The sequence below is a fragment of the Candidatus Mycolicibacterium alkanivorans genome (assembly GCF_022760805.1).
In the GTDB taxonomy this organism is placed as follows: domain Bacteria; phylum Actinomycetota; class Actinomycetes; order Mycobacteriales; family Mycobacteriaceae; genus Mycobacterium; species Mycobacterium alkanivorans.
Map to the genome: position 1 here is coordinate 2,738,433 of NZ_JAIVFL010000001.1, position 26,139 is coordinate 2,764,571.

At 67.1% G+C, this 26,139-nt stretch carries 21 protein-coding genes; 9 read left to right on the plus strand and 12 right to left on the minus strand.

The features are described from left to right. Positions 1-447: 447 nt before the first annotated feature. The 5 genes from ltrA (at position 448) to K9U37_RS13535 (ending at position 5,988) form a co-directional block, all read left to right on the plus strand. Positions 448-2,208, plus strand: a complete 1,761-nt coding sequence (gene ltrA / locus K9U37_RS13515) for a group II intron reverse transcriptase/maturase (RefSeq protein ID WP_243072120.1) — start codon at positions 448-450, stop codon at positions 2,206-2,208. 56 nt (positions 2,209-2,264) lie between these two features. After that, on the plus strand, positions 2,265-3,701 hold the full coding sequence (locus K9U37_RS13520) for an IS1380 family transposase (RefSeq protein WP_243073371.1): 1,437 nt from the start codon (positions 2,265-2,267) through the stop codon (positions 3,699-3,701). A gap of 283 nt (positions 3,702-3,984) precedes the next feature. Further along, complete coding sequence (locus K9U37_RS20550) at positions 3,985-4,170, plus strand: hypothetical protein (protein WP_372489517.1); 186 nt, start codon at positions 3,985-3,987, stop codon at positions 4,168-4,170. Between the two features lie 141 nt (positions 4,171-4,311). Continuing rightward, the gene (locus K9U37_RS13530; protein WP_243072121.1) at positions 4,312-4,773 is read left to right on the plus strand and encodes a hypothetical protein; all 462 of its coding nucleotides are present in this window, start codon (positions 4,312-4,314) and stop codon (positions 4,771-4,773) included. A 156-nt stretch (positions 4,774-4,929) separates the two neighbouring features. After that, a complete protein-coding gene (locus tag K9U37_RS13535) occupies positions 4,930-5,988 on the plus strand; it encodes a hypothetical protein (protein ID WP_372489518.1) in 1,059 nt (352 codons plus the stop codon). A 167-nt stretch (positions 5,989-6,155) separates the two neighbouring features. Here K9U37_RS13535 and K9U37_RS13540 read toward each other — a convergent pair whose 3' ends face one another. From K9U37_RS13540 to K9U37_RS13550, 3 genes are all read right to left on the minus strand, one after another. After that, positions 6,156-7,553 (minus strand): IS1380 family transposase, encoded by a 1,398-nt coding sequence (locus K9U37_RS13540; protein ID WP_243069986.1) that lies wholly within the window; start codon positions 7,551-7,553, stop codon positions 6,156-6,158. Positions 7,554-7,672: 119 nt separating this feature from the next. Next, complete coding sequence (locus tag K9U37_RS13545) at positions 7,673-7,930, minus strand: hypothetical protein (protein WP_243072123.1); 258 nt, start codon at positions 7,928-7,930, stop codon at positions 7,673-7,675. A 255-nt stretch (positions 7,931-8,185) separates the two neighbouring features. Then, a complete protein-coding gene (locus tag K9U37_RS13550; RefSeq protein ID WP_243070586.1) occupies positions 8,186-9,484 on the minus strand; it encodes an IS256 family transposase in 1,299 nt (432 codons plus the stop codon). 1,080 nt (positions 9,485-10,564) lie between these two features. Between K9U37_RS13550 and K9U37_RS13555 the strand changes: the two genes are divergently transcribed. The 3 genes from K9U37_RS13555 to K9U37_RS13565 all read left to right on the plus strand — a co-directional run bounded on the left by K9U37_RS13555 (position 10,565) and on the right by K9U37_RS13565 (position 14,250). Next, positions 10,565-11,869, plus strand: coding sequence for an IS701 family transposase (locus K9U37_RS13555; protein ID WP_243070555.1), 1,305 nt, complete (start codon positions 10,565-10,567; stop codon positions 11,867-11,869). 164 nt (positions 11,870-12,033) lie between these two features. After that, entirely contained in the window at positions 12,034-13,338 is a 1,305-nt protein-coding gene (locus K9U37_RS13560) for an IS701 family transposase (protein WP_243070555.1), read from the plus strand. A 360-nt stretch (positions 13,339-13,698) separates the two neighbouring features. Next, positions 13,699-14,250, plus strand: coding sequence for a hypothetical protein (locus tag K9U37_RS13565; RefSeq protein ID WP_243072124.1), 552 nt, complete (start codon positions 13,699-13,701; stop codon positions 14,248-14,250). Here the strand turns inward: K9U37_RS13565 and K9U37_RS13570 are convergent. The 9 genes from K9U37_RS13570 to K9U37_RS19875 all read right to left on the minus strand — a co-directional run bounded on the left by K9U37_RS13570 (position 14,201) and on the right by K9U37_RS19875 (position 24,902). Continuing rightward, positions 14,201-15,532, minus strand: a complete 1,332-nt coding sequence (locus K9U37_RS13570; protein WP_372489570.1) for a lipase family protein — start codon at positions 15,530-15,532, stop codon at positions 14,201-14,203. The two genes, K9U37_RS13565 and K9U37_RS13570, sit on opposite strands and share 50 nt — an antisense overlap. Positions 15,533-15,770: 238 nt before the next feature. Next, the gene (locus K9U37_RS13575; RefSeq protein ID WP_243072126.1) at positions 15,771-16,553 is read right to left on the minus strand and encodes an SDR family NAD(P)-dependent oxidoreductase; all 783 of its coding nucleotides are present in this window, start codon (positions 16,551-16,553) and stop codon (positions 15,771-15,773) included. Next, positions 16,550-17,083: an aromatic-ring-hydroxylating dioxygenase subunit beta gene (locus K9U37_RS13580; protein WP_243072127.1), complete on the minus strand. Its 534-nt coding sequence runs from the start codon at positions 17,081-17,083 to the stop codon at positions 16,550-16,552. Before K9U37_RS13580 ends, K9U37_RS13575 begins: the two co-directional genes overlap by 4 nt. Then, the gene (locus K9U37_RS13585; RefSeq protein WP_243072128.1) at positions 17,080-18,345 is read right to left on the minus strand and encodes an aromatic ring-hydroxylating oxygenase subunit alpha; all 1,266 of its coding nucleotides are present in this window, start codon (positions 18,343-18,345) and stop codon (positions 17,080-17,082) included. The genes K9U37_RS13580 and K9U37_RS13585 overlap by 4 nt, the downstream gene beginning before the upstream one ends. A 49-nt stretch (positions 18,346-18,394) precedes the next feature. After that, entirely contained in the window at positions 18,395-19,576 is a 1,182-nt protein-coding gene (locus tag K9U37_RS13590; RefSeq protein WP_243072129.1) for a fatty acid desaturase, read from the minus strand. A 44-nt stretch (positions 19,577-19,620) separates the two neighbouring features. Continuing rightward, on the minus strand, positions 19,621-20,718 hold the full coding sequence (locus tag K9U37_RS13595; RefSeq protein WP_243072130.1) for an NAD(P)-dependent alcohol dehydrogenase: 1,098 nt from the start codon (positions 20,716-20,718) through the stop codon (positions 19,621-19,623). 22 nt (positions 20,719-20,740) lie between these two features. Continuing rightward, entirely contained in the window at positions 20,741-22,207 is a 1,467-nt protein-coding gene (locus K9U37_RS13600) for an aldehyde dehydrogenase (RefSeq protein ID WP_243072131.1), read from the minus strand. A gap of 401 nt (positions 22,208-22,608) precedes the next feature. Then, complete coding sequence (locus K9U37_RS13605; RefSeq protein ID WP_243072132.1) at positions 22,609-24,210, minus strand: FAD-dependent oxidoreductase; 1,602 nt, start codon at positions 24,208-24,210, stop codon at positions 22,609-22,611. Positions 24,211-24,284: 74 nt separating this feature from the next. Then, a complete protein-coding gene (locus K9U37_RS19875) occupies positions 24,285-24,902 on the minus strand; it encodes a MarR family winged helix-turn-helix transcriptional regulator (protein WP_243072133.1) in 618 nt (205 codons plus the stop codon). Between the two features lie 202 nt (positions 24,903-25,104). On the opposite strand from K9U37_RS19875, the gene K9U37_RS13615 reads away from it, so the two are divergent. Then, the gene (locus K9U37_RS13615; protein WP_308197377.1) at positions 25,105-26,112 is read left to right on the plus strand and encodes a class III extradiol ring-cleavage dioxygenase family protein; all 1,008 of its coding nucleotides are present in this window, start codon (positions 25,105-25,107) and stop codon (positions 26,110-26,112) included. Positions 26,113-26,139 lie beyond the last annotated feature (27 nt).

A 26,139-nucleotide genomic window follows, 5' to 3' on the forward strand; every position in this document is an offset into this window, starting at 1 on the left:
GCCGGACGGGTGAACGTGAGTGAACCGCTGAGGACGTCTCGTCAAAGTGAGCCCCGGATAGATGGATTGCGGTACCGGGGTGCAGGAGCTGGCCGCTGGGAAGCGGCAGGCGGCGACCCAGGGCACTTGATCGGTCGCATGAACACCGCCGCTCCCGGGATATAGGCGGCACCCTCCCCGGCCGAGTCTTGCGCATGTGGAACGTGGAAACCCCGCCCCGGTCCGGGCAGTGTCTCGGTGAGTCGACCGTGAGGAAGACCGAACTCCTGTGGCGGGAACAGGATGGCCCAAGAAGCCAACGCCGGTGGCCGAAAGGCAACAGGAAACCGTGCCGTGCATACCGTCTCCTTCAGCGGTCGGCCCGGATAACTGGCCGGATACCGGGTACTGCCCCGGGCCTTGCAAGTGGCGCTGACGTGGGCCAGGTGAGCCTTTGGAGAAGCGACGATGACAACGCCTGCACTTGTGGACAAGTTAGACACCGACCTGGTGAACGGACCGCAAGACGACAACCTGGACTGGGACGCGATCTTGTGGCGCCCGGTCGAGGATGACGTACGGCGGCTGCGGCGACGGATCTTCAAGGCGTCGCAGGATGGGGACCTTAAACGGGTTCGCAACCTGCAGAAGCTGATGCTGCGGAGCCGGTCGAACACGCTGCACAGCGTGCGGCGGGTGACACAGCACAATGCTGGCCGCAAGACTGCGGGCATTGACGGTGAGGTCGCGGTGACCGCACCGGACAGGGCGGCGTTGGCGGTGGATCTACACCGACATACGACGCCTTGGCAGGCCCGCCCGGTCAAGCGGGTCTACATCCCGAAAGCGAATGGGAAGCAACGGCCCCTGGGGATTCCGGTACTGCGCGACCGGGTGCAACAAGCCCGGGTCGCCAACGCGCTGGAACCCGAGTGGGAGGCGCGGTTTGAGCCGCGCTCGTATGGGTTTCGGCCTGGACGTGGCTGTCACGACGCGATCGAGGCGATCTACTGGACGCTCAAAGGCCGGCGGGCCAAGCGTCAATGGATCCTCGACGCCGACCTGTCAGCGGCGTTCGACCGCATCGATCACGACCGTCTCCTTGCTCACCTGGGCACCTTCCCCGGCAGGGCGATGATCGCCGGGTGGCTGGCCGCCGGTGTGGTCGAGCGGGGCCGATTCGCCCCGACCGAGCAGGGAACCCCACAAGGTGGGGTGATCAGCCCGATGCTGCTCAACATTGCGCTGCACGGGATGGAAGAAGCCGCCGGTGTCCGCTATCTGCGTCGCGATACCTACGGGGTCGAGACCAGGGCGGACTCGCCGGTACTGGTGCGCTACGCCGACGACTTCGTCGTCATGTGTCACACCAGCGACCAGGCCGAGCAGGTCTGGCGCCGGCTCGGTGAGTGGCTGCTCCCGCGAGGCCTTGCGTTCAACGAGGACAAAACGCAGATCGTCCACGCTGACCAGGGCTTCGACTTTCTGGGATTCAACATCCGCCGCTACCGCGGCAAGCTGCTCATCAAACCCAGCCCGGCGGCGATGAAGCGGATCCGGCAGCGACTCGCTGCAGAAGTGCGCTCCCTTCGGGGAGCCAACGCCGAAGCGGTGATCCGGCGGCTCACCCCGATCATCCGGGGCTGGTCCGCCTACTACCGGAACGCGGTCTCCAAAGAGGCGTTCGCCACGCTCGATCATCACCTGTGGCAGCATCTCTACCGGTGGGCGCTGCGCTCCCACCCGAACAAGCCGAGACACTGGGTCGTCAACAGGTATTTCGGTAAGTTCAACCCGTCCAGACAGGACCGGTGGGTTTTCGGTGACCGCGACAGCGGCATCTACCTGCGCCAGTTCGTCTGGACCAAGATCGTCCGCCACCGGCTGGTCATGGGAACCGCGTCGCCAGACGACCCGGCCCTGGACCAGTACTGGGCAGATCGGCGCCGCAAAACGTACTCGCTCCTGGGTGGAATCACCGCGTCCCTGCTGCTGCGGCAGCACGGACGCTGCCCCGGTTGCAACACGTTCCTGCTGCATGCCGACCACGGTCCGCAAAGCCCACACGAGTGGGGCCAGTGGACCAGCACACTCACGCGAGCACTCCGCAGCAACGCCGTTGTGATGGATGCAGCCCAGGGCGACGATCCGACCGCGCACCGCCTCATGCACGCCCACTGCCGACAACGTGAACAACGAAATAGGCAGCGGGTCCAGCCAATTCAGTAGACAGACGCCCTCGGGGCTTGCTTGAGCCGGATGCGGTGAAAGTCGCACGTCCGGTTCTGAGGGGGCCCGGGCGCAGCAATGCGCTCGGGCTACCCGACAAGAGTAGCGCAGCGGTTTCCCGAGTGAAAGTGTCCGCGGATGGTCATGGCGTCGTGTCTCACGCCGGGGTGGGGATGCTGCGGGAACTGGCGGATCTGTCCGGGCTGTCGGCGGGGGTCACCGCGGCGTTGGCCGACACCTATCGGGGCCCGTGGATCTACCCGCCGGGGGCGGTGTTCGCCGATCTCGCCGCGGCGGTCGCTGACGGCGCGACCTGCATCGACGGGGTCGGGCAGTTGTGCGGGGACCGTGAGCACGTGTTCGGTCCGGCCGCCTCGACGACCACGATGTGGCGGCTGGTCGACGAGCGGATCGACGCCGCGCACCTGCCGGCGATCCGGGCGGCGCGCTGCGATGCGCGGGCGGCGGCGTGGGCTGCCGGGGCTGCGCCGGCCGCTGGCAGGTGGCTGCACATCGACCTCGACGCCACCATCACCATCGACCATTCCGACAACAAGGAGAACGCGGCCGCGACCTGGAAGAAGACCTACGGTCACCACCCGCTGCTGGCGTTCCTGGACCGCCCCGAGGTCGCCGGCGGCGAAGCGCTGGCCGGGCTGCTGCGAGCGGGCAACGCCGGCAGCAACACCGCCGCCGATCACATCACCGTGTTGGGCTGGGCGCTGGAATCGCTGCCGGCCGCCTACCGACCCGACCCGCACGATCCCACCGCCCACAAGATCCTGGTGCGGTCGGATTCCGCCGGTGCCACGCACAAGTTCGCCGCCGAATGCCGCAGGCAAGGGGTGGGGTTCTCGTTCGGGTTCGCCGTCGACGCCCGCGTGCGCGACGCGGTCGACACCCTCAACCTCGCCGAGGCCTGGTATCCGGCGATCGACTCCAGCGGCGCGATCCGCGACGGCGCCTGGGTCGCCGAGGCCACCGGCCTGGTCGAGATGAGCAGCTGGCCCGAGGGCACCCGGCTGATCCTGCGCAGGGAACGCCCCCACCCCGGCGCGCAGCTGCGGTTCACCGACGCCGACGGGATGCGGGTCACCGCCTTCATCACCGACACACCCAACGGCGTCGTCGACGGGCAACTCGCCGGCCTGGAGCTGCGGCATCGCCAACACGCCCGCGTCGAGGACCGCATCCGCGAGGCCAAAACCACCGGGCTGCGCAACCTGCCCTGCCACGGCTTCGATGCCAACGCTGCCTGGCTCGAAATCATCCTCACCGCAACCGATCTCGTGGCCTGGACCAAACTCATCGGCTTCGCCGACCAGCCCGACATCGCCGGCTGCGAGATCGACACCTTCCGCTACCGCGTCCTGCACGTCGCCGCCCGCATCACCCGCGCCGCCCGACGCACCCACCTGCGCATCGACGCCACATGGCGCTGGGCCCACGCCATCGCCACCGCATGGCAGCGTCTGCGCACCGCCTTCGGTTGACCACCGCACCACACGTCCACCACGACCCGAAAGACCCACCGGCCCTGGAAAGCCCGCCACACCGAGCGACACCGGCCAAACCGTCACACCCACCCACCGAAACCGCGCCCGAACAGCCCCAGCCGACCCCGAACCGCACTCCGACCAATTCGCACGCAAAATCGAGGCTAGGAGCGACCTACGCCCTAATCGGCGTCGTCATCGGCCCACTGTTCGGCCGGGTCGCCGGCGTGTCTGTCGCCTTTCTCGTCCCGTTCCTGACCTCGGTATTGCCCAAAGCCCGATGCTTCGCCCCATCCCGGCGGCAGGGGCACAGGCGCTGCCAGGCTACGGCTGGACCAAGGTGCTGTTCGACACCGGCTTGACTGCGCACTTCGACCAGACCAGACCGCTGCTCGCTGCGACAGCGTGGCTGGTGATCTTAACTGTCGCCGCTGGGCTGGTGCTGTCTCGTGGGCAACACCGATGACTGTCGATCACGCGTCCGCTTTGAGTTCAGCACCGCCTGCGCCCGCCCCGGCGTCAGCTGCTTCCACCAATCCGGGCAGGGCGTGGCATCGCGTATCGTCCGCAGCAGAAATCGTGAGCCATCACGTCAGGCAGGGAGACGATGGGCAACCACCACGGTGATCGCCGCGGAAACCGCAGCCCGCTGTTGTGGGCCGCCGCCTTGATCGCCGCTGGGGTGGCCATCGTCGCGATCGCCGTCGCCACCGGCGCGCTAGAGCTGGGCAAGTCCGGGGATTCTGCACCCTCTGCCGAGCAGTCTGCCCAACAGCGGTGCGAGTCAGATGTGGTGAAGCGGTTGGTATCCCCCGCCAAGGCCACGATCTCTGACAGCCGTACCGAGACCAGTAGCCTCGACGCCGAGGGCCGCGACTTTTCCTCGTTGACAGCCAGCGAACCGCTGAAGGGCGTTGATATCTCCCGCATTACGGTGCTGAACGTTTCCGGAGTGGTCAACGCACCCAGCGAAGTGGGCTCGACGATCCAGGACCACTTCGACTGCCGGGCCTATTTCGTCGACGGCGCACTGGCCCACACCCTCGTGGTATTCGACCACGCTCACTGACGTCCTGCGCCCGCAGACCTCGGAGCGGAGGCCGCCACCATGAAAGTGTCAGGCCGGCGGGCGTAGCGTGGAAGCGCTCGGGGGCACTTCGTGTGCCCTGGTAGATCGGGGGTCGCGATGGCGAAAGCCGCAGTTCGCACGCTCGTAGCCTTTATCGTGCTTCTGGCTGTCCTGACTGGTTGTTCGGGCAAGCCGCAACCAACGCTGCCGCCCCGGTCGGGTTCGGTCTGGGTCGCTGATGAAGGCCGCGATAGTCTCACCGTCATCGACGCGGCCACCAAAACGGTGACGATCACCTTGAACGGAATCAAAAGTCCGCACAACGTCCAGGTCGGCCGCGGCGGGGCCGTCGTCTACGCGGTCAGCAGCGCCGGCGTCGTCGTGGCGATCGACCCCGCCACCTATCGGGTGACCGCCACAGCACCCACCGGGTCACAGCCCGCTCACGTCATCGAGGCACCCAACGGCAAGGTGTACGTCACCAACTCCGGCGACGGCACGGTATCGGTCTACCAGGCTCCCGGTCTCACCCCGGCCGGGTGGATCACCCTCGATGGAATGCCGCACGGATTGCGGGCCGCCGCCGGCGGGTCACTGATTGTTGTTGCTAACACCATGGACGGAGCTCTTGACCTGATCGACCCAGCCACCGACACGGACGTGGGCGCCGTTGCCGTCGGGTCTGGTCCCGCTCAAGTCGCCGTGAGCACCGACGGCAGATACGCCTACACCGGGATCAGCGATCCGCCGAGCGTGGTGAAAGTCGATTTGGCGCAACGCAAAGTTGTCGGCAGCGCACCTGTGCCCAACGCACCAGTGCAGTTGTACCTCACCCCCGATGAGAATGAGGTTGTCTCTGCTGACCAAGGCCGCAAAGACGCCCAAGGGCACACTCTGTCGGTCATCGACACCAAGGCGATGACCACCCGCGGGACAGTCATCACCGGAGCCGGCCCGCATGGCGTGGTCATCGACGCCTCAGGCAACTGGGCATGGGTGACCAACACCTATGACAACACCGTCACCGCCGTCGACCTGTCCACCTTGTCGGCGATGGCCCCCGTCCCCGTCGGTACCCAACCCAGCGGCATCAGCTTCTCGCCGCTTGCGCCCGCCTCGGCACCGGCCAACGTCACCACCCTCGCTATTCCGACGCCCTCGACGGCGCCCCGGAAGGGAACCGAGCCCGCGCCGCACAGCGATCACGGGCATTAGCCTCGATTTTGCGTGCGAATTGGTCGGAGTGCGGTTCGGGGTCGGCTGGGGCTGTTCGGGCGCGGTTTCGGTGGGTGGGTGTGACGGTTTGGCCGGTGTCGCTCGGTGTGGCGGGCTTTCCAGGGCCGGTGGGTCTTTCGGGTCGTGGTGGACGGGTGGCGCGGTGGTCAACCGAAGGCGGTGCGCAGGCGCTGCCATGCGGTGGCGATGGCGTGGGCCCAGCGCCATGTGGCGTCGATGCGCAGGTGGGTGCGTCGGGCGGCGCGGGTGATGCGGGCGGCGACGTGCAGGACGCGGTAGCGGAAGGTGTCGATCTCGCAGCCGGCGATGTCGGGCTGGTCGGCGAAGCCGATGAGTTTGGTCCAGGCCACGAGATCGGTTGCGGTGAGGATGATTTCGAGCCAGGCAGCGTTGGCATCGAAGCCGTGGCAGGGCAGGTTGCGCAGCCCGGTGGTTTTGGCCTCGCGGATGCGGTCCTCGACGCGGGCGTGTTGGCGATGCCGCAGCTCCAGGCCGGCGAGTTGCCCGTCGACGACGCCGTTGGGTGTGTCGGTGATGAAGGCGGTGACCCGCATCCCGTCGGCGTCGGTGAACCGCAGCTGCGCGCCGGGGTGGGGGCGTTCCCTGCGCAGGATCAGCCGGGTGCCCTCGGGCCAGCTGCTCATCTCGACCAGGCCGGTGGCCTCGGCGACCCAGGCGCCGTCGCGGATCGCGCCGCTGGAGTCGATCGCCGGATACCAGGCCTCGGCGAGGTTGAGGGTGTCGACCGCGTCGCGCACGCGGGCGTCGACGGCGAACCCGAACGAGAACCCCACCCCTTGCCTGCGGCATTCGGCGGCGAACTTGTGCGTGGCACCGGCGGAATCCGACCGCACCAGGATCTTGTGGGCGGTGGGATCGTGCGGGTCGGGTCGGTAGGCGGCCGGCAGCGATTCCAGCGCCCAGCCCAACACGGTGATGTGATCGGCGGCGGTGTTGCTGCCGGCGTTGCCCGCTCGCAGCAGCCCGGCCAGCGCTTCGCCGCCGGCGACCTCGGGGCGGTCCAGGAACGCCAGCAGCGGGTGGTGACCGTAGGTCTTCTTCCAGGTCGCGGCCGCGTTCTCCTTGTTGTCGGAATGGTCGATGGTGATGGTGGCGTCGAGGTCGATGTGCAGCCACCTGCCAGCGGCCGGCGCAGCCCCGGCAGCCCACGCCGCCGCCCGCGCATCGCAGCGCGCCGCCCGGATCGCCGGCAGGTGCGCGGCGTCGATCCGCTCGTCGACCAGCCGCCACATCGTGGTCGTCGAGGCGGCCGGACCGAACACGTGCTCACGGTCCCCGCACAACTGCCCGACCCCGTCGATGCAGGTCGCGCCGTCAGCGACCGCCGCGGCGAGATCGGCGAACACCGCCCCCGGCGGGTAGATCCACGGGCCCCGATAGGTGTCGGCCAACGCCGCGGTGACCCCCGCCGACAGCCCGGACAGATCCGCCAGTTCCCGCAGCATCCCCACCCCGGCGTGAGACACGACGCCATGACCATCCGCGGACACTTTCACTCGGGAAACCGCTGCGCTACTCTTCACCTGCGAAGTGCCTTCCAGCCAGGCTAATGGAACCGTTAAGAAGTCCTATTATTCCTTGCAGGACAGGCACTTTCGCGTATCAACACACTCCACCCGGGGCATTGCGCGAAAAATCGAGGTTAGAGCGGTGGGCGGGGAAGCACGCCGCGGCGTCGCTGCTGCTCGGCCTCGACGATGGCCGTCTGTTCACCGCCGCTGGCCCGCTGCGTTACGCGCTGAAGCTCATCGCGCAACTCGGTAGCGGTCATCTCGCCGACCCGCGTCATGTAGTCGATCCGCAGGGCGTCGATGTCGTCGCCTACCGTGCTCACTGGTTCAACCCGTTCCGCCAGCAGCCGGTAGGAGCGTCGGAGAAGCTTGGCGACGTCCGCACTCATCTGTCGCACCTAACGCGTTAGGAAGTGCTTCGATCGGGACGGCGAGCAACGACGCCGCTGTATACGGCGAGTATCCTTGCTGTCATCGCGAAGGCCGGGCATCGAGGCGGAAAAGGTCGAATGCCTGCCCCGCAAGCCGTTGGCGTCGTTCGCGCATCTGGTCGGCAGTCCACGCGTTTGCGTCTGCGAGATCGGCGTTGAGGGACAGGAGGTTGTCCCGAGTTCCGTGGAACTTCGGTGGCGGTCCGGTGAGCATCAGGCTGCGCTCACTTGGTCATTGTGCACGACGGGTCCGACAGATTCGGCGCACTCACGCTCGAGGGCTGCTCGCAGTGTCGGTAGGTGCTGATGACCGTTGACGCGGCGGAACTGCTTGCCGGCCTCGACCATCCCGGCGGCGCACCAGCGCAGCGCCATCTGCCCGTCGCGCCAGCGCTTGACATTGCTCGCGTGTTCACGGCAGACCGAGATCATCGACTCGATGCAGTTCGTCGAGCGCAACGTCCGCGCCAGCGTCGGCGGTACACCCAGGCGCAGGACCGTGAGGGTCTCATCTAGGCCCTCACGCAGACTCGCTGCCGCCCCGGGGTGGGTGCGGTCGAGTTCCTTGGCCAGGGCCAGCAGCGCGGCCTCGGCCTCCAACGCCGATCCGGCGTGGTAGGCGTCGGTCATCTTCCGGCCGACACTGGACCGAAGTCGTTGCGGCAGATGGTCTTTCACGTTCCGAATCTTATGCAGTTGGCAGCGTTGGATGACCGGGTGATCGAGCACGTCGACCACGGCCTTGCGCAGGGCCTTGGACCCGTCCAGGCCGACCAGCATCGGGCGGGTCACGTCCAGGCCCCGCTCCCGCAGGTCCACCAGCAGCTCGGTGACCAAGGTCGCGTTCTCCGTGGAGCCCTCCACCAGCGCCAGCGGATGCTTGGTGCCCTCGATGTCAATGCCCAACGCCACGACACAGCAGGACTCGGCGAAGTGCACCCCGTCGATCATCAACGCCACCAGATCCAGCCCGGACAGATCCCGCGACAGCAGCTCGGCCAGCGCGGTTTCAGTCATCGCCACGAACTTGCGAGAAACCGCCGATTTGCTTGTGGCCGAAGACGTTTCGGTGACCCGCTCGCCCACCGGCTCCAGCCCGACCGGGTACCGCCGCGTCGAGAGCCCGGCCAGCATCTTCTCCATCGCCATCTTGCCCAGGATCTCCGTCGAGCTAAACAGCTCATAGGACGCGACCGGCAACTCCCCGGACCCGTCCGCGGCGCGCACCCGTGGGCGGGTCACCGGCACCCGGCGCCCGCCCAGGGTCACCGACCCGCGCTCGCGACCGTGCCGCACCGCGGTCCGCGTCATGTCGTGCTTGCCCTTCGGCCCGGCCAGCTCGGCCACGTCGGCCTCCATCAACGCGGCCATCACCTGCAGGCCGGCGCCCACGGCCAACGCCAGCAGACCCTCCTGCATGTTCCCGGCGATCTCGCCCATCGCCACGCTGACCTGCTCCGGCATCGCCGACACGATCGCGTCCGCGGACTGAATCTGGCTACTCTTCTTCATGGTGGTCCCCTTGCTGTTGGTGTTCTTGGCGGAACGCCCGACACCTACCACACGGCAGGTTTCGAGCGGGGGACCGCCACCTCAAGTTCTACGAGACCCGGGACAACCTCACTCACGGCCGAAGCCGGCGCACCGGCGGTAATCGCCGCCGGCCTCATCACCGAGGAAGAAAATACGACGGCGCAGGCCGTTAGGTCATCCCCAACCACATTCATGACCTCTGCGTCGTTGGTCGCGGCGTGGGCTCGCCGCATCAACTGACGGCATGGCGGCGGGGCGCCCCAGAGCCAACCTGGCCTCCCACCAGATAGCTGGATCTTTGATCACGCAAATCGGGGAGGCTTTCAGACAGTTCCAATATCCGATGTCACCATTGCACCTGATCACCGACGGCCACGCTGCCGCAATGACGGCCCTGGGCGCGATGGGGCAGCTAAAGCCGAAGGCGGACAACGTAATCCGGCTGCGGGGTTAGCCAAGCTGCGGCTCGCCATTTGTCTCGATCCTGTCGTCATCAATTCCGTCTCACTCAATGTGGCGGTTTCTTGGAAACGACAGCCGCGTAGGCGCGCGGCGACACATGGAGTCGCGGTTCCGCCGACACACTTCCGCCAAATCGGATGAGATGCCCTCCCGCCAACATGTTGTGAGAACTCTGCCAAGATCAGCTGAGAACCGAAACCCGTTGCTCGACAACAGCGTCGGTGCAAGCACCGCCTCGACGTCGTCGGCGGCATCAACCGCCGCTCTCTGCCATCCGACACAACCTGGCATCGTCACCGCAACATCTACAACACGTGCACCGGGCGCACCCTACCGCCACATTTACCGGGATTCCGCCAACTTCGCTGGGACCCAACAACGGGGACTCCACTCCCCCAACCCGCAGCGGGGTTACGTTTCGCCTACTTTTGTTTTGTTACGTTTCGTATATTACTTGAGTTTCGCAGTTTGACGCCTGTGACACCTGTGATTTCTGGGGCTGTTGTGGCGTTGTCCGGCGTGTCGCCGTGATCCGGTGGCAAGCATGACGAAGCATCGGCGGTTGTGAAAAGTCAACCCCGAGATGGAGTTCCGCCGATGCTTCCGGGCCTGACCCTACCCGCATCGTGGCGTTCGCTGTTGGACCTGTTTCGGCCCGCGTTTCGCCGCGGATCGACGTTCGCGTTGTTCACGCTGCTGGCTACCGGGCTGGCGGCGCGGACCACCCGGCGCACGGTGGTGGGGATGCTCGCCGGAGCGGGCATGGCTGCGGCGGTGTCGTTCCACTCGGCGTGCCGGTTCTTCTCCCACCACGCCTGGGACGTCGACCCGATCGGGCTGGTGCTGGCCCGGCTGATCGTGGATCGGCTGCTGCCCGATGGGGCACCGATCACGGTGGTCGTCGACGACACCCTATTCCGCCGCTGGGGGCCCAAGGTGCACGCCGCGTACTGGACCCACGACGGCTCCGCCCAGGACCCCAACGCGCTGGGCCGCGGCAACCGGTGGGTGATCGTCGGCATCGTCGTCACGCTGCGGTTCTGTACCCGCCCGGTGTGCCTGCCGGTGTTGTTGCGGTTGTGGCGGGGCAAGGGCACCGCCTCCCCGGTGGCGCTGGCAGGGCAGATGATTTCACTTCTGGCCCAAGCATTTCCGAACCGCCGCTTGCACGCCGTCGGGGACGCCGCCTACCACGGCAAGGCCCTGCTGGTCGAGCACACCACGATCACCACCCGGCTGCCGGTCAACGCCGCGCTCTACGCGCCCGCCCCGCCGCACACCGGCCGACGCGGCCGACCCCGGCTCAAGGGAAACCGGCTCGGCCACCCCGCCGACCTCGCCGCACACGCCGACTGGCGACCGGTCACCCTGACCCGCTACGGCCACACCAACACCGTCGAGATCGCCCTGTGCGACACGATCTGGTACGGCGCGTTCGGCAACACCGCAGGCCGCACCGTCCTGGTCCGCGACCCCGCCGCCGACAGGGTCCTGGCGATCTTCACCACCGACACCGACAGCGACGCGCAGACCATCGTGGAACGCTACACCCACCGCTGGCCGATAGAGACCGCCATCGCCGCCGGCAAACAACTACTCGGCATCGGCCAAGCCCGCAACCGACTGCGGCGCGCGGTGGAACGCACCGTGCCGCTTGGCTTCTGCGTCTACAGCCTGGTCATCGTCTGGTACGCGCTGCACGGATACCACCGAGACGACCTCGCCGCACGCCGCGAGGTCCAGCCCTGGTACCCCCACAAAGACGAGCCCGCCTTCGAAGACATGCTCGCCAAACTCCGCAAAACCCTGGTCGCATCCCGAATTACGGGCGTTGCCGCAGCTCAGCCCGATCCACACAAATACCGCGACTACGAACTGGCCTGCGCGGCAGCCGCCGCGTAACTGCGAAACTCAAGATATTACTTGAGTTTCGCAGTTTGACGCCTGTGACACCTGTGATTTCTGGGGCTGTTGTGGCGTTGTCCGGCGTGTCGCCGTGATCCGGTGGCAAGCATGACGAAGCATCGGCGGTTGTGAAAAGTCAACCCCGAGATGGAGTTCCGCCGATGCTTCCGGGCCTGACCCTACCCGCATCGTGGCGTTCGCTGTTGGACCTGTTTCGGCCCGCGTTTCGCCGCGGATCGACGTTCGCGTTGTTCACGCTGCTGGCTACCGGGCTGGCGGCGCGGACCACCCGGCGCACGGTGGTGGGGATGCTCGCCGGAGCGGGCATGGCTGCGGCGGTGTCGTTCCACTCGGCGTGCCGGTTCTTCTCCCACCACGCCTGGGACGTCGACCCGATCGGGCTGGTGCTGGCCCGGCTGATCGTGGATCGGCTGCTGCCCGATGGGGCACCGATCACGGTGGTCGTCGACGACACCCTATTCCGCCGCTGGGGGCCCAAGGTGCACGCCGCGTACTGGACCCACGACGGCTCCGCCCAGGACCCCAACGCGCTGGGCCGCGGCAACCGGTGGGTGATCGTCGGCATCGTCGTCACGCTGCGGTTCTGTACCCGCCCGGTGTGCCTGCCGGTGTTGTTGCGGTTGTGGCGGGGCAAGGGCACCGCCTCCCCGGTGGCGCTGGCAGGGCAGATGATTTCACTTCTGGCCCAAGCATTTCCGAACCGCCGCTTGCACGCCGTCGGGGACGCCGCCTACCACGGCAAGGCCCTGCTGGTCGAGCACACCACGATCACCACCCGGCTGCCGGTCAACGCCGCGCTCTACGCGCCCGCCCCGCCGCACACCGGCCGACGCGGCCGACCCCGGCTCAAGGGAAACCGGCTCGGCCACCCCGCCGACCTCGCCGCACACGCCGACTGGCGACCGGTCACCCTGACCCGCTACGGCCACACCAACACCGTCGAGATCGCCCTGTGCGACACGATCTGGTACGGCGCGTTCGGCAACACCGCAGGCCGCACCGTCCTGGTCCGCGACCCCGCCGCCGACAGGGTCCTGGCGATCTTCACCACCGACACCGACAGCGACGCGCAGACCATCGTGGAACGCTACACCCACCGCTGGCCGATAGAGACCGCCATCGCCGCCGGCAAACAACTACTCGGCATCGGCCAAGCCCGCAACCGACTGCGGCGCGCGGTGGAACGCACCGTGCCGCTTGGCTTCTGCGTCTACAGCCTGGTCATCGTCTGGTACGCGCTGCACGGATACCACCGAGACGACCTCGCCGCACGCCGCGAGGTCCAGCCCTGGTACCCCCACAAAGACGAGCCCGCCTTCGAAGACATGCTCGCCAAACTCCGCAAAACCCTGGTCGCATCCCGAATTACGGGCGTTGCCGCAGCTCAGCCCGATCCACACAAATACCGCGACTACGAACTGGCCTGCGCGGCAGCCGCCGCGTAACTGCGAAACTCAAGATATTAGGAATAGCAACGAAACACCTAGAACGGGTGTTATGAGCGATATCGACGCCGGGGGTGGCGACCATTGCAGGTATCCCGGGTGCACGCGGCCGCGTCGGCCTGATTCCGCGACGGGTCGGCCGTCGCGATATTGCGAACAGGCCGACATGAAGAATGGCCATCCCGTGGTCGCCATTCAGAGAGACGGTCAACAGGGCCCGTGCACAATCGGGCGACGGCCTTTAAGGCTCGCCGAGCCGGCCAGGGTGGGGGTGCGCTCCAAGAGGATTCCGGGACGTCGGCGCCGGTGTCGATGGCCCGCGCGACGCTTGACCAACGCCTGGCCGAATTCCCAGGCAAGGTGGCTGAGCTACGCCAGTATTTCGACGACGTCCTCGCCGCCATTCGCACTGCCGGCGATATGGAGGCGGCCGGCGCCGAGGTTGAGGACGCGCGCCGCGATGCGTTGAGCAAGATCACCGACGCTGAGCGCCGGGCAGCCACGGCCGAACGCGCCGCCCGGCTCGCCGAGGACCGCGCCCAACAGGCTGAGCACGACCGCGAAGAGGCCGACCAGCTCGCCGAGGAGACCGCCGCTGAGACAGCGCAAGTCCGTGAGGAAACCCAGAGCGAGATCGCCGCCGTGCGGGCGGAGGCCGACGCCGCGGTCACCCGCGCACAGCAGCAGTTGGCCGCGGCGACAGCTGAGCATCAAGCTCGTCTCGCCGAGCGAGACTCCGACGTCGAGCAGGCACAACAGGAGGCGGCAGCAGCCCGCGTCGAGGTTGTCTCACTTGCAGGGGCACTCACCACGCCGTCGCCGGGAACGGCTCGTCCCCGTGAGCGGTTGGCCTCCGTGGGCGCTAGTCGGATGGTATGTCCGCGCAATGGGGTGTGGTGGGCAACCCGTTGAAACGGTCGGTGATCCAGCCCATTGCGCGTTCGCCATCGACGAAGTAGGGCAGCAGGTGGTTGATCGCGAGTTTGTTCAGGAACGGCGGTTGGCGGTTGGTCCATAACTCGACGTCGGCGCCCTGGGCGCACCAGTCCAGCGCGAGTTGATGCGACCCTCCCCACGGGAAGAACGGGTCGAATCGGTTGGTGCTGATGAACACCGGTATCGCGGGCTTCGTTGTCCCGAGGCGCTGAGCGTTCAGAACGGTTCTGACGGCCTCTGAGCTGAACACCTCGGCGGGATCGGCGTTGAAGTATTCGTTGAGGTGATGGAAGCTGAACGTCAGAACCCCTTCGACCACGCACATGGTCGATGAGCGGGTCAGCAGATCCTTGCCCTGATCGGAGAGGGCGGGCAGGAGCAGCGGAGCGGCCTGCGGGTATGCGGCTGCGATCCCGTTGAGCGCGTACCCGAGCGCGACGAAGAAGAGGCTGCCGTCGAGGAACGGCGGCAGCAGGGTCAGATCGGCCGGTGGCGCCCCGACCCAGGCGCCGACCAGGTGTAGGTCCGGCGCGTAGCTGGGCGCCAGTTCGGCCGCCGAACCGGAGGCCTGTCCGCCCGGGGACCATCCCCACAGTGCGACCGGCCCATGCGGATCCAGCGACGTGCCGGGCAGTTTCATCGCCGCGCGCGCGGCGTCGAGAAGGGCTGTGCCGGCGGCTTGTCGCATCAGGATCGGGACCGGGCCGGGGGTGCCCAGTCCGACGCCGTCGGTGACCACGACGGCGAATCCACGCGCCACCATGGTGGCGATGAAGGTTTCCTCGTAACCGAAGTGCAGGTCCAGGCCCGAGGAGAAGTGGATGCCCTGGTTGAACATCCGCGACGGGGCGCATTGATCACCCAGCCCGTACGGGCCGGTCGCGTAGGCGATCAGTGGCCGCGGTCCTTGGCCGGGCCAGGGGTTGTGCGGTTCGAAGTAGGTGCCCGTGACCGCGACCGGGTTGCCGCTGTTGTCGGTGCTGCGGTACATGATCCGGGTGCCGTCGGCCACGTAGGCACCCAACTGGCCCGACGGTTCCAACACCAGTGGCGAAGCCTCGAATCGGATCAGGTCGCCGGGCTTTCCGGCGGGCAGCGGGTCCGGCGGGGTGTAGAACGCCGCATACCGGGACTCGTCGGATCCCCAGCAGTTGGGGTCGGGCTGGGGGCACTGCTGCTCGAACTGCGCCGGATCGGCGGTCGCCCGCGGCGCGAGGTTCATCGAGGCAACCATCACCAGCATCGCCGCCAGCGCCATCGCGACACGGCGCAGCCAACCCCGCCGGTCAGCCGCGACATGTGACCGCAATCCGGGATTGGATTCGCCGGCCGTTGCCGCCGGGTGATCTGCAGGATCGCGGCGAGCCTTGGTCATGCACATTGTCCGGTGATCCCCTTCGTGAGCTGCGTCAATCCGCGCGACTTGACGGCATTTGGGTTACTTGGCACCCGGCCGTCGCGTCATCCTGGACCTGGGCGCAGGTGGGTGGGCGCGGTCAGCCCATGCTGCTTCCGCCGTTGACGCTGAGCACTTGTCCGGTGATGAAGCCGGCCTCCTCAGAGGCCAGGAACAGCACCGCGGCCGCGACTTCGTCGACGGTGGCTGGGCGTCGCATCGGGATGAGGCTGACGGCGATGTCGGTGATCGACCGGAATTCCTCGGGCAGGGTCCCCTCGGCCAGGCCGGCTTGGATCTCGGGTGTCAGAACATAGGACGGGGCCACCGTGTTGAAGGTGACGCCGCTGGCGGCGTATTCGCGGGCTAGACCGACAGCGAACGCGTGCACACCGCCTTTGGCGGCGTTGTATATCGCGTGTCCGTTCAGCCCGTTGCGCACGGATTCGGCGCCGATGTTGACCACGCGTCCATACCCGGCGGCGAGCATCGGGGCAAGTACGGCCAGCGTGGAGTTGAGCGTGGTCCACAGGTTGTTGTCGATGGTGCGTCGAATGGTTTGCTCGGTGTGGTTAGCGGTTGCGGTGATCACACCGCCGCCGGCGTTGTTGACGAGGATGTCGATTCCACCCAGTTCTTCCACAGCCGCGGCGACGAGCCGTTCGCCGGCCCCGGAATGGCTCAGGTCCTCGACGTGTGCGGCCACGACCTGCGCGCCGTCAGCCGACAGTCGCCCCGTCGCGTCGTTCATCACCGCCTCGTCAGGTCCGGCGAGCAGCACCGCGGCCCCTTCGGCGAGGAATCGACGGGCCACCCCGAATCCGATCCCGGTCGCTCCCCCGGTGATCACGGCACGGCGGCCGGCGAGCCGACCGCCGCTCACAGGATGATGCTCACGGCACCGGCGGGCCGCAGCACCGTCATGTCCATCACCGCGCGTTTGTAGCAGATCCGCAGGTTGCCGTCGGTGCGACGCAGCCGGTAGTCGTAGCGCCCGACATAGTGGTCGTCGCGGCCGTTGCGGAAGCGCCACACAGTGAAATAGGCGCTGACACCGATCTCCTGGCCGGACTGGTCGAGGATGCGCACGTTGCTGACTTGGTGGCGGGTGATGGCATGGGGGTATTCGCGGTGCGCTTTGCGGCTCTTGAGCCGGTCCACCCGGGCCAGGAGCCGCGACTTGTTGTCGTTGACCAGAACGAGGTCGCGATCCGGCGCCGCATCGGGCAGATCGTTGGCCGGAATAATGTACTGGGCGTCGTCGGTGTAGAGCTGCACCCATTCATCCAGGCGCCACTCATCGAGCAGCTGCGCCTCCAGGTACAGCAGATCCTCAACGTCGCAGCGCTGCACCGCACCGCCCGCGGTCGCACCCGCCCCCGTAGGGGCAGTGGTGAGCTGTTCGATGGTCATGCCACCACCTCGCGCTGCGGGCTGACCTGCTGGCGCCACCGCCGCCAGAACGCCCGCATCTGCTCCTCGTCGGTGGCTTTGGGCTCACGGGTCATGCCGCGGGAGATGTCGTTCCACTCGACCCCGCCGCTGCGGAACCCATCCTGACATGACTCGAGGGCCTCGACGTCGTCGGGAGTGGCAAATCCGCCGGGTCCCAGGAAGCTCAGGAAGCTTTCCAGCCGCAGCGCCCGCGCCTGCGGCAATTCGGCTTTGGGGGCCAGGTGCCAGGCGCTGACGTTCATGTGGTCGGCCGCGGTGGGCATGAACGTGCGCACCGTGACCGCTTGGATATCGTTGATGATCAGGTTGGGGTAGATGAACAGGTTGCGGTTGTTCTCGGCCATCACCTCGGCGCGTTCGGCACCGTATAACTCGACGAGCCGGGAACGCATGTTCTCCATCTCGGGCCGCGTCTCTTCGCCGAACTGTTTTTCCCACTTCGCGATCGGCCGGCCCCACGGGGCTTTATACTCCATCACGGCGTGCCCGTGGCCTAAACCCCGGCCCCGCCCGGCGAGCCCATCGGCCACGCTGATACCCATGGAGCTCAGGTACTTCATGTAGGTGTCGTGGGTGGGGGCCGCGTGGTAGCCGTCGATGCTGTTCTCGACAAGCAGCTTCCAGTTGGCGTTGATGGAATACTGGTTGGAGCCGTTGAGGATCTCCCAGCCCGACTCTGACTCGTCGACGAGCAAGTCGAGGTAGTCGCGGGCGCCGGACAGATAGTCGACCAGGCTCTCGGCGTCGGGGTCGAAGGTGACGAACACGAAACCGCGATAAGACTCAACTGCGGCCACCGGCCGCAAGCCCATCTCCTCCATGCGAAACGCCGGCCCGTAGCCCTGACGGTCGGGCACACCGACCAGTTCGCCGTCGGTGTTGAACGACCACGCATGGTAAAAGCACTGAAACACTTTGCCGTTGCCCGAGTCCGCGCGGCACACCGTGGCGCCGCGATGCGGGCAGGTGTTGTGCAACGCCCGGATCTGACCGGTCTTCGCGCTGCGCACGAAGATCAACGGCCGCCCCGCCACCGAGCGGCGCACGAAATCGCCCGGGGTGGGGATCTCGGATTCGTGCCCCAGGTACAGCCAGCACCGGTCGAACACGAGGTCGCGCTCGGCTTCGAAGATCTGCGGCGAGGTCAGCGCCGAACGATGGATACGAAACACGCCGCTGTCGGGGTCGTCGACAATGAGCTGCGTTGCAGCCGGTCCCATCACCTTAGTGTCCTTTCCTGAGTGCCGCCCTGGTGGTGCTGAAATCTGTTCACGAGCCGCTCACCCTTGGGCCGGAGTCACGCGAGGCGCGGGTGGCGCTCACGGCGGGCCGCGTGGTCGGCGTGTCTACCCACTGGGGCCAGCCGGCCTCGCGGTTGGCCGCCATCGCCAGTTCTTTCTCGGCTGGGGAGGCGAAGTGCTCATCCCAGTGCCGCAGCCGTGGTTTGGCAATCTTTGCTTCCCACAGCGGCGGCACCAGGGCGTACACGAAGCACAGGAACGCGCTGGGCATCTGTGCGCCCTCCGGGCGTGGCTTGAGCTCGTGGTATTTGTAGCGGCTGTCGAAGTGGTGTTCGATGTGAGTGGTGATCTCCACGCCCAGCGGGCGGATGATGCTGCCGAGGTGGTTCCAGGCGTGATGGAGCTGGACCGGCGAGCCGGGCACGCGCACCATGCCGTAATGCTGCAGATAGTTGAATCCCTCGGCCAGTAGCTTCGAAAACACCATTGCAGCGGCGGCCACGGCCAGCCCGACCAGCCCGGCGGCGGCGTACATCGCTGCGAACAGCGCGGCCAACAGGCCGATCTCGACATAGACGGCGTTTTTCGGGTGAAACACCGACATGTTGCGCTTGCGCAGCGAGTTCAGTGAGGTGACTACGCCGTCCCTCCACGCCCCGTACGACGCCTGCCACATAAACGCGTAAATCGTCTGGCCGCGCCGCGGTGTGTCGCTGTCGGCCTCGGTGCACAAGTCGAGATGGTGGGTCAGTTTGTGCCCGACGTCGCGGTTGGGATCCAGGTAAACGGTGCTGTATACCTTGGCCATGGCGCGCGGGAACAGTGAACGCCGGTGCATCAACTCGTGGGCGACTGGCAGGTTGGGCACCGCGCCGATCCACCCGACCGACAGCACCATACCGACGACTCCGGCCGCGCTGACCGTCCCGCCCGGCAACGCCACCGCGGTGTGGCCCGTCCAGGCGCCCAGCCGCAACGCGAACAGGGTCCACACCGCGACCAGCAGCGGCAGATGCAGATACAGCGGTATTTCGGCCAGCCAGGCCGCACCGATGGTGCGGACCTTGTGGTCGGCGGGCAGTACGATGTCCAGCAGCATCAGTATCGGGAAGGTCGCGATGCCGGCCCAGACCCAGCCACCGCCGAGCCACAGCCCGGCCGCGGTTACCCCGACGACCAGACTGACCAAGTAGTAACGTAAAGCGTCCATGTTTCGTACCTTTCTCATGACCGACCCAGGTCAGGCTGTGTGGGTTAGTAGAGCACCACGGGTTTGATGGCGCGGCCGGCTTCGGTGTCCGCGATGGCGGTGTTGATCTCGGGAAACGGGTAGCGTTGGATGATCTTGTCGAACGGGAATCGTCCGCGCAGGAACAATTCGACCAGGCGGGGGATGAACAGTCCCGGCACCGTGTCGCCCTCGATGATTCCCTTCACGGTGCGCCCGAACAGCAGATGCATGAGGTCCAGGGACACCTCTTGTCCGAGCGCGTTGGCGCCGACCAGCCCGGCGGTGCCGCCGACGTTGAGTGCGGTGACGGCCTGCCGCAGGGTCGCCGGTAACCCGACGGCGTCCAGCGTGAAGTCCGCTCCCCCGCCGGTGATGGCCTGGATCTGCTCCACGGCGTCGTCGGGGGCTTTCACGGCGTGGGTGGCGCCGAGTTCTATGGCCATGTCGAGTCGCGACGCATTGAGGTCGACCGCGATGATCGGGGCGCAGCCGGCGATCACCGCACCCATGATCGCGGCCAGGCCGACACCCCCGGCGCCGAATACGGCGATGCTGGCGCCCGCGGGCGGTGCCAGCGCGGTCAGCACCGCGCCGGCACCGGTTTGCAGACCGCAGCCCAGCGGTCCCAGCAATTCCAGCGGCGCCTGGTCGGAGACTTTGACCGCGCCGCGCTCCGGGACGATTGCGTGGTGGCTGAACGAGGACTGGCCGAAGAAGTGGGCGTTGAGTTCGGCGCCGTGACTGTCGCGGTAGGCCGTGGAACCGTCGGCGCGGCGGCCCCCGAAGTTCAGCGGTGTGAAGGAATCGCAATTCATCGGATGCCCGCTCATACAGTTGCGGCAGCTACGGCACGACACCGGCGCGAGCACCACGTGATCGCCGGGGGCAAGCGAGCGCACCTCGGATCCCACCGCCTCCACCACGCCGGCGCCCTCGTGCCCCAGAATCGCCGGCGGCCCGGGCGGCAGCACCTGGTCACGCACGATGATGTCGGTGTGGCAGATACCGCTGGCCACGATGCGCACGCGCACCTCGTCGGCGCGCGGCTCCCCGATCTGGACGTCTTCGATGTGGAAGGGCCCGCCCTTGTCCCGGACCACAGCCGCGGTGCTGGTTGTCATCGTCGTCTCCTGAAGGTCTCGATCAGTTACCGGATGCCGGTGCGCTCAGATAGATGGACTTCTGGTTTTCGTAGGCGGCCAGCCCCTCCGGGCCCAGTTCGCGGCCCAGGCCGCTGGCCTTCACCCCGCCGAACGGGGCAGTGGGATCCGGTAGATACTGGTTGATGCCGATCGTGCCGGTCTGGACACGACGGGCCACCTCGACGGCGCGCTCGGGGTCGCTGCTCCAGACGGTGCCACCCAGGCCGTAATCGGAGTCGTTGGCGATCTGTACCGCCTCGTCGACATCCGTGTACGGGATCAGCGACAGCACCGGGCCGAAGATCTCCTCTCGTGCCACCGTGAAACTGTTGTCCACGTCGGCAAACACCGTCGGCTCGACGAACCACCCCCTGTCCAGCTGCGAGGGCCGGCCTCCGCCCGCGGTGACCCTCGCGCCCTCAGCGCGGCCCTCGGCGATGAAGCTCTCCACGCGCTGCCGATGCCGGGCGCTGGCCATCGGACCGATCTGGGTGTCGGGATCGAGCGCATCGCCGACCGTCAGACCCTCCACGAAGCCGGTGAACACGTCCACGACCTGCGCGTAGCGGGTGCGCGGCACCAGAATCCGGGTGGACAGATAACATGTCTGACCGTTGTTGAGCAGGGTCGCACCGAACAGGTTCTGGGCAGTGTTGACCGAGTCCAGATCGGCGTCGTCGAGGATGATCGCCGCGGACTTACCCCCCAGCTCCAAGGTGACCGGGCGCAGCATCCGCCCGCACGTCTCGGCGATCTGGCGGCCCGCACCGGTCGACCCCGTGAAGGCGACCTTGTCGACCCCGGGGTGAGAGACCAGATGCGCGCCGACGTCGCGCCCGCCCGTGACGATGTTGACCACGCCCGGCGGCAGCGCTGCCTCTTGTACGGCCTCGGCCAGCAGGTAGCTGTCGAGCACGGTCTCCGGTGAGGGCTTGATGACCACGGTGCAGCCGGCGGCCAGCGCCGGAGCGTATTTGAACGCGGCCAGCGTCTGCGGGAAGTTCCACGGCACAATCGCGCCGACCACCCCAACGGGTGTGCGCCGCACCAGGGTGGTCCCACCGAACAACCCCGGACGGCTCTCCTCCGACTCGCGGTCGCGCACCATGCCCGCGTAGTAACGCAACAACGTCGCCGGGAACACCGCCTCCAGCTGGCGCGATACCGCGATCGGCATACCGTTTTGACTGCTGACGCGATGCGCGATGTCCTCGCCCCGCTTGTCGAGCGCGTCGGCCAGCCTCTCCAACGCCTCCGCGCGCCGCGCAGGCTCCCACCGCGACCAGCCCGCCGGGTCGCCGCACGCACCGCGCGCCGCCGCGACCGCTTTATCGACATCTGCCGCCGTGGCCTCCGGTATCTGCCCCAGCACCTCCTCGGTGCTCGCCGACACCACCGTGATCTGCGTCGTCCCGCCCGAGGCGACCCATTCCCCACCGATGAACAGCGAGTCGTACGCCACCGACATTCCGTCTCCTTTGACCAGAAATCTCAAGTGAGCTAGCTCATCTACCGCGAGTCGGTGTGAGCTAGGTCATGCAGAGCGTAGAGGTTTCAGACGGCGATAGTCAAGGGCTATAACTAGATGGTGCGCTCGGCCCGACACGCTTGCCACGGTCGCCCGCAAGCTGCCAGGACCGGCCGGACGGCTGTCGGGCCGCGCATGGAACCCGTCACGGCGGCCCACTGCCGACTCCGCGGGCTGCGGCGTGCTCGGGGGCCTGTCCGTCAGCTCAGCGATCGACGGGATCGTCGCAGGGCGGGTCGGTTGGCCAGCGGCGGTGAATATTGACTCGGGCCCGATCACTGTCGGCGCACATCGCTGGCCGGCGGGTTCCCATGGCCGTGGGATGCCGGAGTTGCGTTCGATTACTTCTTTGCCGCGGCGAGTGCGTCGGCGATCCGTACGAACTTGTCACGGGGACGGGACCTGTCGAGTCCGCGTTGGCGTTCGGCGGTGTCGATCGCACACCAGTCCTGCCAGGCCAGTGGCTGGACACCGCGTTCGGCCAGCAGGCCGATCAGGGCGGTATGCTCGTCGATATCTCGGGTGAGCAGGCCGTTGTCGAAGTCTGTCCACAGCTGTGTCACCGTTTGTTCGGCGCAGCCGCGGTTGGTGCCGATCACTCCGCGTGGTCCCCGTTTGACCCAGCCCGTGACATAGACACCGGGTGCTGGTTGACCGTCGTGATCGCGCACGCGCCCGTTGTCGTGGGGCACCCGGCCGCTGCCCGGGTCGAACGGCACCCCGGGGATGGGGTGGCTGCGGTAGCCGATGGACCGCAGTAGCAGCGATGTCTCGATGACGACGGTTTGGCCACCTGGGCCGCGGACACCTAGCCCCTCTACCCTGCCGTCACCGACGACCTCGACCGGTGTCGTCAGGAACCGGAAGACCATTCTTTTGTGGGTTGACGTTGGGCTCCGCTGGGCGAATTCACGGGCGATTTCGACCTTGAGCGCGGTTTCCGCGTCGTCGCCGGGAGCGTCGTGCAGGTCGGCGCCCTCGATGACGACGTCGACACGGTCCAGATTACCCAGGGCCAGGAACTCCCCGACCGAGAAGGCGGCGTCGCGCAGTCCGCGCCGCGCCACGATGACGACCTCCCGTATCGCGCTGGTGGATAACGCATCCACCGCGTGCTGGGCGATGTCAGTACGTGCCAGCTCATCGGGCTCGCTGAGCATGATGCGGGCGACGTCTAACGCGACGTTGCCGTTGCCGATGATCACCGCCCGCTGGCCGGACAAGGCGAATTCGGCGTCGGCGTGATCGGGATGGCCGTTGTACCAGCCGACGAACTCCGCAGCCGTGTGGCTGCCGGGCAGGTATTCGCCGGGCAGCCCCAGGTCCCGGCTGGCGCTGGCTCCGGTCGCGTAGATCACCGCGTGGTGGTGCGCGAGCAGTTCTTGGTGGGTGAGGTCGCGGCCAACCTCGACGTTGAAGTGACACTGCAGCCGGGGATGACACAGCGCGGTGTCGAACAGGTCGGCGATGGCTTTGGTGTGTTGGTGGTCGGGTGCCACTCCAGCGCGCAGCAGCCCGTATGGCGTGGGTAGCCGCTCAAACATCGCCACCTGCACCCCGTCGATGCGAGTCAGCTCGCCGGCGGCGTAACAGCCTGCGGGTCCGGCGCCCACGATCGCCACGCGAAGCGACCCGGGCCGCACCGGGGCATGATCGCGGCGCGGCACCGGCTGGTCGGCTGGGGAGGGGTGGAGCTGGAAGTAGCGGGCGTTGATGTCGCCGAACCGCTGCTGGCCGGGCGGCAATTCGTCGTGGTGGTAGATGGCGCCGACGGGACACTCTTGCACGCAGGCGCCGCAGTCGATGCACGCCGCCGGGTCGATGTAGAGCATCTCGGAGTCAGTGGATTCTCCCGGCGCGCCGACGGGCCCGATGCAGTCGACCGGGCACACCGACACGCAGCTGGCGTCCTTGCAGCAGCTCTGGGTGATCACATACGTCATCGGGCGGGCCCCTCAACAGCTCGTCATTCTAGCGTCGGCTTGTGTGCCCCAGCGGGTCTGCCGCGGGGCGCCGGTCAGCGCAGGGCGGATGGTCCCGTTGGTGTCCGGATGCCATCGCGCGCGTCTCGCTGGCCGTTGGTAGCGGTCGATGACGGGCACGGGGGGGCAGATTCGACAGAGTTCCGCAGCCGGTCCAGCAACTGCGCCAGCTGGCGTAGCTCCCCGCTTGCCAACCCGCTGGTCAGGGTGCTGAGGTAGCGCCAGTGGTGCGGCAGGAATTCCTCGAGCAACCTTTCGGCGGCCGGGGTGATCTCGACCAGAAACGAACGCCGGTCGCGAGGGTTGAGCACCCGCTGCACCAGCGACCGCCGCGCCAGGGTGTCGATCAGGCCAGTGAGGTTGGCGCGCCGAACCGACAGCAATTCGGCCAGCTCGCCCATCGTGACCGGCTCCTGCACTCGGTGCAACACGCTGAGCGCCTGAAACTGGCCCAAACTGAGCTTGTAGGGCGCCAGTTCCGCCGCATGCGTGCGGTCCACCGCCGCGACCGCGCGGTAGAGCATCATCATCGCGGTCAGCGACTCCCGGTCGAGATCATCGCCGGCCTCACGCGCGCTGCGAATGACTTGCTCGGGCACCGACAACCCGGCCCGCCCGATGGCGGCGGGTCGATCGGCGGGCTGCGTGCTCACCTGTGCTCCCTCGTGCCGAGGATTTTGCGTTACGCGGCCAGACTCTACCATTGAAAGCTTGTTGACCTAGATATTTATATACCTGTACTATCTGGGTGTTCGGGGATTCGCGCGCGACACACGCCACAGGAGGACCGTCATGGGCGAGGTGCTGGGAATCGGGTTATCGCATTACCCGCCGCTGAGTGGCCGCGACGACGACATGGCCGGCCTGCTGCGTAAGGCCCTCCACGATCCGGGCATTCCCGCCGCGGAGAAGGACCCAGCGAATTGGCCGGAGTTAATGCGGCGGGAATGGGGCTCTGACGAAGGGCGGTCGGCAGCCGCGGCGCATCGCGCCTCCCTGGTCGCCGGTTTCGAGCGTGCCCGCAACGCCCTCGACGAGTTCGCTCCAGACGTCGTGCTGATCTGGGGCGATGACCAGTACGAGAATTTCCGCGAGGACATCATTCCTCCCTTCTCGGTGCAGGCCTACGACGACATGGAAATCCGGCCGTGGGCACAGGCTGATCACTCCTCGGACATGGTCGACCGCCCCAACGTGTGGGGCGAGGCCGCCGACACGACGGCATTCAAGGTCCGGGGCCGCCGAGACGTGGCCAAGCACCTGGTGAGCTCGTTGCTCGAACGCGGCATCGACGCCGCCTACGCTTATCAGCCGCTGCACCATCCGGGCCTGCCCCACGCGTTCCTCAACGCCATCCTCTATCTCGATTACCACCGCACGGGTTTCGACTATCCCGTCCTCCCGTTTCCCATCAATTGCTACGGGCGCCGGGTCATCAGCTATCAGGGGTTTGCCAGCCGGGTCGATGACATCCGGGAGCTCGATCCGCCCTCGCCGCATCCGGCCCGCATGATGGCGGTCGGCGCGGCAGTCGGCCAAATCATGGCCGACTCGCCGTGGCGGGTCGCTCTGGTGGCCTCGTCGAGTTGGTCGCATGCCTTCTTGTGCGACAAGACCTGGCGGTTGCGGCCCGACACGGCCACCGACCGGCACCTGTACGAGCGGCTCGCCGCCGGTGATGTCGACGCGTGGCGCACGGTGTCGCTGACCGATCTGGAGGAATCGGGCCAGCAGGAACTGCTCAACTGGTTCCCGCTGCTGGGAGCCATGGAAGCACTCGGAACTCCGAGACCGTCCTGGACAGAGTTCATCGAGACCGACGTCTTCAACTCCAACAAGGTCTTCGCCCTTTACCATCCCTGACCCGGGCCCACCACCCCAACATGGGGT